Here is a 14,399-nt window from a genome sequence, read left to right as displayed (position 1 = left end):
CGAATTTACTCACTTGAAGGCGGAGACGATTTGAGCGATCGTCGCATCATCCAGATAGGGGTGCATTGGCAGGCTGAAGATTCGTTCAGCGACCGATTCACTTAACGGGAAATCTCCAGGTTGATGCCCGAGATTTTCGAATGCCTTCTGCAGGTGCAATGGCTTCGGATAGTAGATCATGGTCGGAATGCCAGCCGCCTTGAGCTTGTCCATCAATGCCTGTCTAGCGGCTGCATTGGACGCAAGCACCGAGTATTGGGCCCATGCGCTGTAATAGCCGTTGGGCACCGTCGGTGTAATCAATTCGACATCCAGCGCAGCCAACAATCTGTTATAAGTGGCGGCAACGCGCTGCCTCGCGTCCAACTCGTCTTGGAAAATAGCCAGTTTTGGAATCAACACGGCGGCCTGTATGGCATCGAGCCGCCCCGTAATCCCTAACCGGACATTCTCATAACGATCACTGCCTTGCCCGTGGACGCGGATGGAGCGGAACAAATCTGCGAGCGTGTCGTCATCGGTAAAGAGCGCACCACCGTCGCCGTAACAACCCAGTGGCTTGGCTGGGAAAAATGAGGTGCAAGCAACTTTGGCCAGCGCTCCAGCTCGAAGTCCATTCAGCTTGCCGCCATAACCCTGTGCTGCATCTTCAAGGACAAAGAGGCCATGGCGCTCCGCCACTGCATTGATCTGTCCATAGTCTGCCGGCAACCCAAATAGATCGACTGCGATAATCCCTCGCGGCTTCAGGACAGCCAATTTCTCTGCAGACCACTTTGGTAACGCGGTGCAACTTGTATCACCTGTTTTGAGCGCAGTGATTGCCTTATCCAGCGCGGCTGGATCGATATTGAACGTTTCTGGATCAATATCGACAAAAATCGGAGTTGCGCCAAGCAACGCAATCACTTCTGCAGTTGCAAAGAAAGTGAAGGGGGTTGTGAATACCGCATCACCAGGACCGATTCCTTCAGCCATCAAGGCAATCATCAACGCATCCGTGCCTGACGCGCAGGAAATGGCGTGTTTGACCCCGGTAAACTCTGCCAATTGCTGTTCTAACGCCGCAACTTCAGGACCCAGAATATATTGGCCGCTGCGAAGAACGGCGAGCACCCGTTCTTCTACATCAGACTGAATACGCTTGAATTGACTGTTCAAATCGATAAATGGGACCATAACAACCTCAACGCTAATGAAAAAAAATCAAATCCAGCCATCAATTGCCAACGGCATTTTTGATGTAACCAGGAAAACCTTTGTAAAACAGATACGAGCATCCGAATAAAACCACCAACCCGGTCAGCAACTGCAGCTTCACCATGACCAATACGTTCACAGACAAACTAAGCAGTTGCGGCGTCATCAAAAGTACCGCGAGCGTGATAACCGTCAACATAAAGGACTCAAATTCTTTGCCAATGTAATACAACACGGCCCCCGTAACCGCGTAGCCCCCCCAAAGCGCCAGCTTGAGTGCCACCAATATCGAAAATTCGACAAAATATGCGTCGAATTTTACAGGATAGAAGTGATGCAGAAGGGCAGCTATCGCAACGCTCGCCGCAGAGACCCCAGTCACCAAAGCCAGACAGCCCGCCTGCAGCTTCCAGACTCCACGGCTTCCAATCTTTCGCGAGACGATCATTGAAACGGCATAAGTCTGAAAAGGAAAGAAAAAGGCCGCCCCCCCTTGGTAAATCAGTGATGCCAAGGAGTACGAACCCGCAACTCCGCTATGGACATCTGCAGGCGTCACGTACAGGAATTCAGCGCTGCCGTAAATCGTAGACACGCAGATCGACGCCAAAGGCCATACCGCCCCTTTCAGCAACACAGGTAGCGCAGCCGTGTCCGCTCTGATCGAGCGAGCAACATATTCCAACGTCGGTTTGAATACACTACGCAGGCTAAAAAAGACAAGCACATAGGACATCGCCATAAATATTAGTGAGTATTTGGCGCCACCAACCAAACCGCCTAACGCAGCAAACAAAAACAGAAATGCGCGCCATTGGAATTGAAAGCGTGAATAGGCTGAAAGCCGACTTTCAGCCTGCAGAACACCGAGCATCATATTGCACAACACCGCACCGCAGATGGCTAGAGGATAGGAGACAATATAAAGCGCCTTACTCAACTCGCTGTAAGATGACACTGAGACAGGCATCATTTTGAAAACAATAGCGCCAGCTAGTAGCGCAGCAATCATTGTCGCTCCAGCCGAGAACAATAACGCCGATTTCTTCTGCGAAGGCGTAAATGTCGGCAAATACTTGGTCAATGACACATTGAGCCCTAGCAATGCAATACTGCCCGCCATCATGATGTATGCATACGCCACACGAAAGTGGCCGAAGTTCTCCTTGTCCAGCAACGCCCCCATAAACAACAGGCATAGCAAATAAACCAGATTAGCTCCACTGTTTCCGGCAACGAGGGACAACAGTGACCTCATTGAATCCGTACGTAACCGACCCAAAATATTTTGCAACAAACCGCGCACCCTCAACCGGCCTTCTCTAGCAAATGCAGGTAGAGCACGGACATATCACGCATTACGATATGTGCATCATGGTACTTTTCTACGTACTTCCGGCTGGCAAAGCCGATATCGGCACGTAACTGAGCATTCAAGATCAGGCGCTCCAGAACCACTTCAATCGTATCTGGGTTCGCGTTAACAATTGGTAAATCCGCCGGGTAGCGGGAAAGCAAATCTTCGCGAATATACGAGATGGTCGGCTTCCCCATCGCCATCGCCTCTACTGCTGTCATGCCGTGCCCGCCACAGCGCAATTCATCAACGTAAACATCACACGTATTCAGCAAGTCAAAAAACTGCTCTTGCGTAAGTTGCCTAACCATTTGAAATTCGAATTCCAGGCCTTTCTTTTTTAGGCGCTCAACTGCTTCTACGATGTGCTTGGTGCCCTTTATTTCCGGATTGGTTGGCACATGTAGCAAAAGAGGCACTTTCTTTTCTGCGGCCGGCGGTGAAAACATGAACCGGGCCAGCTCTACGGGCTGCCGGAAAATCTCAACCTTCTCGAAGTAATCCTCAGCAACTACGGCCAATTCTGGATCGGTTGCACAAACAGCGATATTCCTACTCCAGGATAGCCAACGCAGCTTGATTCGCAGGTCATGCCAGAAATTGGGCTGCTTGTAATAATATTTATTCAAGCTAAGTGCATGGCCATCCAAACGTGCATCCCCACCTCCGAGGGATAACACCATTGGTACACCTTGGCTCTTTAGATATGGGCCTTCAAACAAAAAATGATATTCACGATGCAGCAACGTTGTGCTGTGGTAATGTGCAAGGCAATACTTTTGGGGGCACTCTTTAAGAAAACGCAATGTTTTCTTTACTTGCGTCGCAAATGCGTCCTGATGCGAAAAAACAGAGGCATCGTATGGCAGCTTCCTGTCAAGGTCTAGAACATCCTTGTATACATGCACAACATTTTCTGCCGCTATGCCCATATCCCGGCTAACTCTCGCAACGGTATGAGGCCAACCGGCCAGACTGCCAAAGTGTAAAATCTTGCGATCGCCCAATTCTTTCTGTTTTTGAATCAGCCTGGCAACGGGATCAACCGGAGCCCTATTTATTACATCCATCAGCATTGTTTTTTAATCCAAAACCCAACATGAAAGAATCAAGCAAAATGGCCGCGGCTCTTTTATTTGCTCAACATTCCTCTGGTATCGATAATTGAAGCTTCCTGACAGAACTCAATTTTTTTGAACTGCACATGATCAACCAGAATTACAATCACGTTTGCGTTGGCAATCGCCTCATCAATCGATACCAGTTCAATCGATCCGCTCAATTGCTTCGGCAGCTCTGACACATGGGGCTCAACAGCCAATATACGTCCCACCCCCTTAGCGGCCAAGATCCTCACAATCTCAACTGCAGGGCTTTCCCGCAAATCATCAATATTCGCTTTGAAGGCGAGTCCGAGGCACGCAATGACCGGCTCCCTGTACTTAGAAGCCGACTCCACAACCTTGTCAACCACGAAGTGTGGCTTGCTATCGTTCACTTCGCGTGCAGTGCGGATAATGCGAGCTCGCTCAGGGGCGGAATCAACAATAAACCATGGATCCACTGCAATGCAGTGTCCGCCAACGCCAGGTCCCGGTTGCAGAATGTTAACGCGCGGGTGGCGGTTAGCCAGTTTAATCAGCTCCCAAACATTGATATCAAGCTTGTCGCAAATCATTGAAAGCTCATTTGCAAAAGCTATGTTGACATCGCGGAACGAATTTTCAGTTAGCTTGGCCATTTCAGCGGTACGGCAATCCGTCAATAGGCACTCTCCTTGCACAAAGAGGCCATATAACTCGGCAGCCATTTCAGCGGCACGCTTTGTTGCACCGCCGATGATACGATCGTTTTCCACCAGTTCGCGCAAGACGTGTCCAGGCAAGACACGTTCAGGGCAATAGGCCAATTGAATATCGGCAGCTTCGCCGACTTGATGCGGGAAGCTCAAATCAGGACGCACCTCGGCTAACCAGTTAGCCAGCTGCTCAGTAGCGCCAACGGGTGACGTCGACTCCAGAATCACCAAATTATTCTTCTCCAATACCGGAGCAATCGCGCGGGCGGCAGCTTCGATATAAGAAAGATCCGGTTGATGACCATCCTTAAAGGGGGTTGGAACCGCGATGATGAATACATTTGCGGCTAGTGGCGTGGTTGTCGCGAGCAGATTGCCAGCTTGAACCACATGGCGCACCAAACCGTCGAGATCAGGCTCGACTATGTGAATCTCGCCACGGTTGATGGTATCGACCGCGTGCCTGTTCACATCAACGCCTATAACCTTAACGCCCCGGCTGGCCAGCACAGTAGCAGTAGGAAGCCCGATATAGCCTAGGCCGATCACGGCAACGGTTTGATACTTAACCATTTACTACACTCCAAGTTGCAAGAATTTCAGTGATTCTTTTAGCCGCCAGGCCATCACCATAAGGGTTGTGCGCGCGAGACATAGCAAGATAGGTATCCGCATCATCAAGCAATCTCACAGCTTCTTGTACGATCTGAACTCGATTTGTCCCTACCAATTTGACGGTACCGGCAGCCACTGCCTCTGGGCGCTCGGTGGTATTTCGCATGACCAGCACAGGCTTACCAAGCGATGGAGCTTCTTCCTGTACGCCGCCGCTATCGGTCAGGATCAGGTAACTGCGACCCATCAAGTAAACAAAGGGGAGATAGTCTTGAGGCTCAATCAAATGCACATTCGGCAATTCGGCCAAGAAACGGCGGACTGGCTCTTGCACATTGGGATTGAGGTGAACCGGGTAAACGATTTGCACATCCGGCCGCATGGCCAACTCGGCCAAAGCAGTGCAAATGTTATCGAAACCAACACCAAAATTCTCCCGCCGGTGGCCTGTGACCAGAATCAGTCTCTTCTGCTTATCCAGAAATGGAAAACGACCAGCCAACTCAGCATTTAGCGCAGCATTCTGTCGAATGCGTGTATCGACCTCCAGCAGTGCGTCAATGACCGTGTTACCGGAAACATGTACCTTGTTGGGTACAATGCCTTCCCTCAGCAAATTATTCTTCGAAGCTTCCGTTGGAGCAAAATGAATAGTGCCAATGGTGCCTGCAATCTTTCGATTCATTTCCTCAGGCCATGGGGAATATATATCACCGGTTCGCAGACCAGCCTCGACATGCCCAACCGCGATACGTTGATAGAATGCGGCCAAACTTGCTGCCATTGTAGTTGTGGTATCACCATGAACCAAGACGATGTCAGGCCGCCACGCTTCAAAAACACTCCGTAGACCAAGCAGCACACGGCTGGTAATATCGGTTAAATCCTGTTTTGGCTGCATTAAATCCAAATCAAAATCCGGCTGGATATCAAATAGTCCAAGCACCTGATCAAGCATTTGACGATGCTGTGCCGTTACACAAACCTTCACCTCAAAACGAGCATCGGCTTGCATCGATTCAACTACTGGGGCCATTTTAATGGCCTCAGGTCGAGTACCAAAGACCACGAGAACTTTCTTCATGCAAATACGTCCACATTTATCGATTTTAGGGATAAGCCTTGTCGATCTTTTTCGGAAACTATTGGTGAGCCCTCCAACATCCAATCGATGGATATAGCGGGATCGCACCAAGAAATACAGCGCTCGAATTCCGGATACCAATAATCGGTAGTTTTGTACAGAACCTCAGCGTATTCTGAGATCACTAGGAAACCATGGGCAAACCCCTCTGGGATCCATAGCTGTCGTTTGTTTTCTGCCGAAAGCGTCTCGCCCACCCATTGTCCGAAGGTTCGTGAGGATTTACGCATGTCCACAGCAACATCGAAGACTTCACCCGCCACCACACGGACGAGCTTTCCTTGCGGATACCGGATCTGGTAATGCAAACCCCGCAATACATGTCTAGCTGAGCGAGAATGATTATCTTGAACAAATTGCACCGTCTGGCCAATTGCTTGTTCAAAATTCCTTTGATTAAAGCTCTCGAAGAAAAGACCCCTGTCGTCGCAGTACACTTGCGGTTCTATAATCTTGACGGCTGGGATTGCCGATGAAATGACTTTCATCAAAACAATCGCTCATTCATGATGCCAAGCAAATACTGGCCATACCTTGTTTTCTTCAGCGGCCTTGCGAGTAATTCAAGTTGTTCGGCATCAATATATCCAGCGCGAAAAGCGATTTCTTCCGGGCAGCATACCTTCAGCCCTTGACGAGCCTCGATGGTCTGGATGAACTGACTGGCCTCAAGCATCGATTCATGTGTACCTGTATCAAGCCAAGCATAACCACGCCCCATGACTTGCACATCCAGTTGGCAGTCTGCGAGATATCGTGCATTTACATCGGTGATTTCCAGTTCGCCACGTGCCGAGGGCTGAATCGACTTAGCGATTTCTATTACCCGTTTATCGTAAAAATACAAGCCAGTTACCGCATAATTAGATTTGGGAGATGTCGGCTTTTCTTCCAAGCTAAGCGCTTGTCCATTAGCATCGAACTCCACAACCCCATAGCGTTCTGGATCATTGACACGATACGCAAATACAGTGGCGCCAGCAGTTTTAGCAGTTGCCTTTGCAAGCAAACTCGCCAAATCGTGGCCGTGGAAGATATTGTCCCCCAATATCAAAGCGACATCATCATTGGCAACAAAGTCCCCCCCGAGGATAAAAGCTTGCGCCAAACCATCAGGGCTAGGCTGCACCATATATTGCAAATGGATTCCCCATTGGCCGCCATCGCCAAGCAATTGTTCGAAGCGCGGCGTGTCTTGTGGGGTAGAGATGATAAGGATATCGCGAATCCCGGCCAGCATTAGAGTGCTGAGCGGGTAATAGATCATAGGTTTGTCGTAGATTGGCAAAAGCTGCTTTGATACAGCAAACGTCGCCGGATAGAGCCGGGTTCCAGCCCCTCCCGCGAGGATGATTCCTTTTCTGTTTGCCATGAGAATTGCTTCCTTTATTGGGTAAGCTGCGCCAATACATGAGCGACACCGATACGCCAATTCGGCAACACAAGCCCAAATGTGTGTTCCAATTTAGTAGTCGCTAATCGAGAATTGGCAGGACGCGGAGCAGGGCGTGGATAGGCCGCAGCCGAAATTGGCACAAGCTGTGCCGGTCCTGCCTTCAGCGCTCTGCCGGCCTCCATCGCTTGGTTTAACACCACTTGCGCGTATCCATGCCAAGTCGTTTCCTCAGCAGCAACCAAATGGTATGTTCCGTAGGGAAAATTGTTCCTGTCCGTTGTACGTAAATATTGACCAAGTATCTGCGCGGTTGCATCGGCGATCAAACTTGCAGGAGTTGGCGCACCCCACTGATCCGCAACGATTTCCAACCTCTCTAGCTCGGCAGCGAGCCGCAACACGGTTTTAAGGAAATTTCCTCCGTGTGCGCCAAATACCCAACTGGTACGAAAGATTAAGTGCTTAGGAGTTGCCTTGGCGACACCCAGCTCGCCATCCCGCTTGGTCTTACCGTAGACAGATTGCGGGTTGGTCGCGTCGTCTTCGGTATATCGCCCATCCTTGCCCCCGTCAAACACATAGTCAGTCGAATAATGCACTAGCAACGCGCCAATTTGCTCAGCGCACTCACCGAGCACCCCCGGAGCGATCGCGTTAACAGCATGGGCAAGAAGTTGTTCACTCTCCGCCTTGTCCACGGCAGTGTATGCAGCCGAGTTGACAATGATATCCGGCTGCACACGTGCAACCAGTGCCTGGATCGTAGCCGGATCAACGAGGTCGCATTCACTACGATCAACCGCTATTACGTTGCCAAGCACGACCAAGCTGCGCTGTAACTCAAAACCAACTTGACCATTCTTGCCAATAATCAGAATCGTCGGCACATCATGCCCCGTATTGCTTGTTCATCCACTCACGATAGGCGCCACTGGTCACATTCTGCACCCACTCCTGGTTGCTCAAGTACCATGCCACGGTTTTTTGAATTCCGGTTTCAAATGTTTCGGCTGGTGTCCAGCCCAATTCTTGCTCCAGTTTTCGCGCATCGATAGCGTAGCGTCGGTCGTGACCAGGGCGGTCTTGCACAAAGGAAATTTGTTTGGAATATGGTTCGCCGTCTTTGCGCGGCCGCAATGCATCCAGCAACTCACAGATCTTCTTAACCACATCGAGATTGGCGATTTCGTTGTGGCCGCCAATATTATATGTTTCGCCTAGTTTTCCGGCTTCAAGCACGCACCTTATCGCGCGGCAATGATCATTCACATAGAGCCAGTCGCGAACCTGCTGTCCATCGCCATAAATCGGTAGTGGTTTGCCATCCAGCGCTTTCAGGATAACCAACGGAATCAGCTTTTCCGGAAAGTGGTATGGACCGTAGTTGTTGCTGCAGTTGGTAGTCAACACCGGTAAACCATAGGTTTGATACCACGCGCGCACCAAATGATCGGAAGCAGCTTTCGATGCTGAATATGGGCTGTTCGGCTCGTAAGCCTTGGTCTCTGCAAACGGCGGATCTTGCTCTTCGAGTGTGCCATACACCTCGTCGGTAGAAACATGCAGAAATCGGAATGCAGCCTTCTCATTTGCCGGCAACTTGACCCAATAAGCTCGCGCCGCCTCCAGCAAGTTGAATGTCCCCAAGACATTGGTCTGAATAAAGTCACCCGGACCATGGATAGAGCGGTCAACGTGTGATTCCGCGGCAAAGTTAATCACCGCACGCGGCGTGTACTCTGCAAGAAGCTTGATGAGCAATGCTCGATCGCAGATATCTCCACACACGAATATGTGACGTGCGTCACCATCGAGCGATTTAAGAGTATCGAGATTGCCGGCATAGGTCAGCTTGTCTAGATTGATGACAGGTTCATTCGATTGCGCCAGCCAATCCAACACAAAGTTGCCACCGATAAACCCGGCACCACCGGTCACCAAAATCATGCCAGTCGGCCTTTCCAGATGCTGCGCAGTTTCTCCAATCGGGCCTGTTGCTCTGAGTTGCGGCACATTTGCAGCAACGCCTCTCGAACAAACGAAACGAGTAGCGCAAGGAAGAAACCGCCCACCAACGCGAGGACAATCAGCAACGAACGCCTTGGTTTAACTTTATATTCCGGCTCAACAGCTGGATCTAGCACCTGAATGTTGGCGCCATCACGTGCCTCATCAAGCTTGGCAAGTTCATATTGTTTCGAAACCAGCTCGAATAGGGTTTCATAATATTTAACATCACGCATCTTACGGATGTACGCCAGCCCAGCTTCAGGCACTTGGGATCGAGACAACACGACATCATCGTCACTGCCCCCCTTGGTCAATTCAGCCAACTGCTGCTGCAAGCCGCCCAATTCGGCACGAGTACGCTGATACTCAGGGTTATCATTGGTCATGGCATGGCGCATGGCACCAAGCTGTACCTGTTTGGCAGCCATTTGGGCACGCAATGAGGCGAGCGCCTCGATGGTTGCCCTGCCCTGTGCTTCAAGTTGCAGCAAGCCGGTTTTTTCTTGTACCTGCTTGAGCGCCACTTCTGCATCAGCAAGTTCTTTTTTTGCTTTTTGCAATTGCCCTTCGAAGAATTGGCGGCGTAGCGCCGCTTCGCCGATTGCAAGCTCCTTGGTCAACTGACGGAGTCCATCAACGTAAGCATTCGCCAGCTCTGCCGCGCGCTTCGCCGATGTATCTTCAACTGAGATAGTAATCAAGCCATCCTTACTGCTGGCAATTTTGCTATTGCCCTCAAGCTGCTTGAGCGTCCCCTCTAAAGATTTGGATTCGTACGCCTCTCGCAATTTGAAACGCTCGACTAGCTGCGTCTCCAAATTGCGACTTTGCATCATCGCGATATACAGATCATTCGGACTCTTGACGCCCAGCGCACCACCGGCCGCACCAGCAAGGCCACCAAGTTGCGACAGCATGGCCGCAGCACTCGATTGCTGTTGCTGTGGTGGCAGGATCGAGGTTTTCGCCTCAAATACCGGGGTAGCAAGCAGGCTGTACACCAACGCAGCAACACCAGCGATCGCCGGCAAGCCAATCAGCAATTTGCGGTACTTGACTAATACAATCAGCAAATCAAGCAGACTGACTTCCTGCTCTGCAGGGCTAGGGATGACTTGGTTTTCCATCAATACGAGCTGCTGTGTTGCGGGGCGCTTTAGCGCCCCGTTGGGTCAATCGGAGAGACTTACTGGCCTAACACCTTGATGGCTGCGGCACCGGTACCGAAGTTAGCAAGAATCTGCGTCCAGTCCATCAAGTTCTTCACGAACGTTGTTCGATCAAGTTTTTCCGGCACGATAATCGTATCGCCCGGCAAAACTCGAGCTCCACCAACGCTACGGAAGGTGTATTGCTGCTCGGAGATCACCGAACCATCCGCACGAATTACATAAACACTACCCTTGTCAGCGGTACGGGTCGGGCCACCAGCCAGTGCTACGTAATCATCAACCTTTGCGCCATTTCGATACAGATAGCTCGCGTTCTTGTTAAACACGGAGCCGACCACGTTGATCGTGGCGGACTTGCCGGGGACAAAGAAACGATCGCCATCTTCCAGACTGACGTCCGGCAGTGCGTTCAATTCTCGCGCGTCCGGACCGAGGCCCAAGACGATCCGGCCGCTGACTTCGGCATTGCGCAATTTGTTGGCCCAACTGCTTTGCTGGCCAGCCGTTAATTGAGCCGCCTGCACATCTTTTTCGCTGACGGCATTCTGCGCTTGAGCGCTAGCGAATTGCTGCGCACCTTGCTCAAGTTCGTCTGCCAACTTGTCCATCGCATCGCGTTGCGACTCCTTGACCGACTCACGGTTGAACTCCGCGCCATAGAGGTAGGCGTCCTCAGTTAAACCACCGATGCGGGCAATCAACTGACATAGGGTCTCGCCACGTTGGACTTCGTAGATACCTGGGGTACGCACTTCGCCTTCCAGGCGCACAAAACGGGTTTGTTTGGCACCAGGAACCTGGATGTCGCTCTTCGAGAAGATATGGATCACGTCGCCCGGCTGCAATACCAGATCCTGCCTCGCATCCTTGGCCAGCGCCTTGGCAAGATCGAAGGACACCAGATGCGTGCGGAAATCAGCGTCTGTGCGCTCGATGGTCGCGTAATCCCAGTTGATCTCGATCTGTTCGGTGCGCAATTCCTGACGCACTGTTTCTGTATTGCGCGCACCAATCTTCTCGCGACCGTTTTGAGCCGAGGTTTGGGCTAGCGACATTGCCGAATTCTGCCGGAATGGCCGTTGACGGCTTTGCCAGAACTGCGGGTCAACCAGCTGTTGACGCGAGGTGATCAGGTCGCTGATGTGCATGCCTTCCCACCACGGCATACGTAACGGCTGGGAGACGTTACCCTTCAGCAGCACCATGTTTTCGACTTGATCGGCCAGTTTGTACACTTGCACGACGTCGCCACCGTGCAATGCGAAGCTATCCGCCTTTTTCAGTTCGATTGCATCGACCTTGCGCGTTTTCTGGTCTGCAATGCGCTCGATCGAGGCCTTGCCGTCCAGACCACTCAAGCTCAAGCCACCCGCCCAATCCAGCAGCTCTCGCAAGGATTCCTTGCCGCGCAACTCGTAGACTGAAGGCACATTGACACCGCCATGGATGGCCACTTGCGGGCCAACGGTGCCCACGTGAACCACGTCACCAGCTTGCAGCAGCAAATCCTGGCTCTTGTCACCGCGCAGCAGCAAGTCATAGAGATCGACGTCGCGCACAGTCTTGCCTGCACGCTTGATCTCGATATGGCGCATGCTGCCCTGCAGCGATGGTCCACCGGCTGCTGTAAGAGCCGTCATCACCGTGGACAACGCTGGCAGCGTGTAGCTGCCGGGCTGTTGCACCTGGCCGACGACGAAGACGGATACGGCCTTGAGTTCGCCCATCGTGACCGCGAGTTCAAAATTGCGGAATACCTTGGAGATCGCCTGATTCAGCCGCACCTTGAGTTCGCCGAACGGCACGCCAACCACTTGGACGTTACCAACCTTGGGAATGAATACATTGCCCGAACGATCGACCATCAGCAGCAAATCGGCATCGAGCTGACCCCAAATGCGCAGGGCAAAGGTATCGCCAACACCTAAGACGTAATCAAGTGAAACGCTGCCGGCTGGCAATGGAGCCAGCAGACGCTGTTGCGCGAACACTTTTGCGCCGTAGACCGGCAGATATTCGTTAGTGGTTTTGCACAGATAGCGCTGGAAATCGGTAATCGGCGGCAGCGGACGAGCATTGGACTGTAGGTAGGTTTGCTGGGCTGTCGCTGGAACCGGGCTTATCGACGAGGACTGACGGCCGGTCGATTGCCCCGTGGAAAGCTGCTGCGTGGCGGACTGAGCAGCTTGACCATTATTTTGCCCGTTATTCAGTAATTGCGCGGCTGGCAGATAGGGCTGCGGTGCCAGATATTGCTCGCATGTCGGCTCCGGCAACGCAGGCAACGCCCCTTGGTTCAAGTAGGCGTACTGATTGGAAGATTGGGCGCCCTGCGGTTGGCCTGCGTTCAAAACGGTGCCACTGGTCCAGTCGCGATTAGCTGAGTACGCGCTGTTGACCGAAGAACCGGTGGAGCTGCCGCCGGCAGCCGCCGAGCAATCGCCCGAGCCGGACGTACAAGCACTTTCTGCATAAGCAGAGGTCGCGGTGACAATCGCCACACACGCAAACACACGGAACAAGCGAGCAATCATGGAATAGGTAGGAAACAATATTGTCTTCGATAAGTATGCGAGCCACTGGGCTCGGCCAGCGGCAGACGTTAGCACGATTTCATCCTCCCTCCAATGGGATGGCCGGTTCGCGAGATAAGCTTCACATCTCTGTCACACTCGGCCTGACCACCGAAACACATCGCGAAACACCATGCGCAAACCCTAAACAAACCGTGATTCAGCTATACGGCACATACACCGACTCTCAGAGCACACGGCCAGCCTGGAACTGTCCTCAGTAACTAAAAAGCGCGCCAGACTGGCGCGCTTTTTTAAGTATTCCCAATACCCATCTGCTTAGAAATCAAAAGCCGTCTCAGCAGATGCATTCTTCAATCGCGGCAGATTATATTCAAACAGGCGAGTTTCGCCAAAACTGCCGCCAGCACGGGTTACCCGTACAGCGGTCATGATGGGCAGTTCACCCACAATAGCGATCAGACGGCCGCCATCTGCAAGCTGCTCTTTCAGCCCGGCCGATACTTCGGGCAATGAGCCGGTCACGATGATCGCGTCGAACGGGCCAGCGGAGTGTGCTGCAGAAAGTCCGTCGCCTTCGTCAATTCGCGCATTGCGGATACCTGCGCGCAGCAAATTGGCTTCTGCAGCCTGCTTGAGCGCAAGGTCGATCTCGACACCGATCACCTGTGCGGCCAAACCGGCAGCCAGCGCTACAACGTAGCCAGTACCAGCGCCAACAACGAGTACGCGATCAGTCGCTTTCAACTCAACATCCTGCACCAGCTTGGCTTCCAGCTTCGGTTCCAGCATGAAATTGCCATTGCCGAGCGGCAGTTGCGTATCGACGAACGCCAGATCCTTCTTATCGGCCGGCACGAAATCTTCACGCTTCACGGCGAACAGGCGTTCGAGGACTTGGCTGTCGAGCACGTTCCACGGGCGGATCTGCTGTTCAACCATCAGGTAGCGGGCTTGTTCCCAATCCATTTTTGCTTCACCTCAATGCGGCCCGGTTTCCGGCCGTCTGGTCAACTGAAATCAACTTGCGATTATCCCATAAGTTCAGTACCTTCGACGCATCTTCGCTAGGGGTTCCGTATTGATGCGTTTTAACGCCAGTCCGGATGAGAGAGTCCCTCAGCACCTGATCCGGTTCACACCGGCGTAGGGAAGCGAAAATGCCTCGCCACA

At 52.1% G+C, this 14,399-nt stretch carries 12 protein-coding genes and 1 riboswitch; all 12 genes read right to left on the bottom strand.

Annotation, left to right across the window (positions count from 1 at the left end; translation table 11 throughout):
• Window positions 1-9 precede the first annotated feature (9 nt).
• Window positions 10-1,179: a DegT/DnrJ/EryC1/StrS family aminotransferase gene (locus BR41_RS17310; RefSeq protein WP_035059523.1), complete on the bottom strand. Its 1,170-nt coding sequence runs from the start codon at window positions 1,177-1,179 to the stop codon at window positions 10-12.
• Window positions 1,180-1,219: 40 nt separating this feature from the next.
• On the bottom strand, window positions 1,220-2,446 hold the full coding sequence (locus BR41_RS17305) for an MATE family efflux transporter (RefSeq protein ID WP_156970772.1): 1,227 nt from the start codon (window positions 2,444-2,446) through the stop codon (window positions 1,220-1,222).
• 62 nt (window positions 2,447-2,508) lie between these two features.
• Entirely contained in the window at window positions 2,509-3,633 is a 1,125-nt protein-coding gene (locus BR41_RS23140) for a glycosyltransferase family protein (RefSeq protein WP_051711253.1), read from the bottom strand.
• Window positions 3,634-3,689: 56 nt separating this feature from the next.
• Window positions 3,690-4,928, bottom strand: a complete 1,239-nt coding sequence (wecC, locus tag BR41_RS17295; protein WP_035059519.1) for a UDP-N-acetyl-D-mannosamine dehydrogenase — start codon at window positions 4,926-4,928, stop codon at window positions 3,690-3,692.
• Entirely contained in the window at window positions 4,921-6,054 is a 1,134-nt protein-coding gene (gene wecB, locus BR41_RS17290) for a non-hydrolyzing UDP-N-acetylglucosamine 2-epimerase (protein ID WP_035059517.1), read from the bottom strand. Before wecB ends, wecC begins: the two co-directional genes overlap by 8 nt.
• Window positions 6,051-6,602 (bottom strand): dTDP-4-dehydrorhamnose 3,5-epimerase, encoded by a 552-nt coding sequence (gene rfbC, locus BR41_RS17285; RefSeq protein WP_035059515.1) that lies wholly within the window; start codon window positions 6,600-6,602, stop codon window positions 6,051-6,053. The genes wecB and rfbC overlap by 4 nt, the downstream gene beginning before the upstream one ends.
• Window positions 6,602-7,486: a glucose-1-phosphate thymidylyltransferase RfbA gene (rfbA, locus tag BR41_RS17280; RefSeq protein ID WP_035059513.1), complete on the bottom strand. Its 885-nt coding sequence runs from the start codon at window positions 7,484-7,486 to the stop codon at window positions 6,602-6,604. The genes rfbC and rfbA overlap by 1 nt, the downstream gene beginning before the upstream one ends.
• 14 nt (window positions 7,487-7,500) lie before the next feature.
• The gene (gene rfbD, locus BR41_RS17275) at window positions 7,501-8,397 is read right to left on the bottom strand and encodes a dTDP-4-dehydrorhamnose reductase (protein WP_035059512.1); all 897 of its coding nucleotides are present in this window, start codon (window positions 8,395-8,397) and stop codon (window positions 7,501-7,503) included.
• Window position 8,398: 1 nt separating this feature from the next.
• Window positions 8,399-9,457 (bottom strand): dTDP-glucose 4,6-dehydratase, encoded by a 1,059-nt coding sequence (rfbB, locus tag BR41_RS17270; protein WP_035059510.1) that lies wholly within the window; start codon window positions 9,455-9,457, stop codon window positions 8,399-8,401.
• On the bottom strand, window positions 9,454-10,647 hold the full coding sequence (locus BR41_RS17265) for a GumC family protein (RefSeq protein ID WP_051711251.1): 1,194 nt from the start codon (window positions 10,645-10,647) through the stop codon (window positions 9,454-9,456). Before BR41_RS17265 ends, rfbB begins: the two co-directional genes overlap by 4 nt.
• Before the next feature lie 59 nt (window positions 10,648-10,706).
• The gene (locus BR41_RS17260; protein ID WP_245615969.1) at window positions 10,707-13,205 is read right to left on the bottom strand and encodes an SLBB domain-containing protein; all 2,499 of its coding nucleotides are present in this window, start codon (window positions 13,203-13,205) and stop codon (window positions 10,707-10,709) included.
• Between the two features lie 339 nt (window positions 13,206-13,544).
• Window positions 13,545-14,195, bottom strand: coding sequence for a protein-L-isoaspartate O-methyltransferase family protein (locus tag BR41_RS17255; protein ID WP_035059508.1), 651 nt, complete (start codon window positions 14,193-14,195; stop codon window positions 13,545-13,547).
• A 90-nt stretch (window positions 14,196-14,285) separates the two neighbouring features.
• Window positions 14,286-14,396: riboswitch (TPP riboswitch) on the top strand.
• Window positions 14,397-14,399 lie beyond the last annotated feature (3 nt).

It is taken from the genome of Andreprevotia chitinilytica DSM 18519, from assembly GCF_000711875.1.
In the GTDB taxonomy this organism is placed as follows: domain Bacteria; phylum Pseudomonadota; class Gammaproteobacteria; order Burkholderiales; family Chitinibacteraceae; genus Andreprevotia; species Andreprevotia chitinilytica.
Note: the sequence above shows the minus strand (reverse complement) of the source record. Positions and strands in the feature narration are given on the sequence as shown.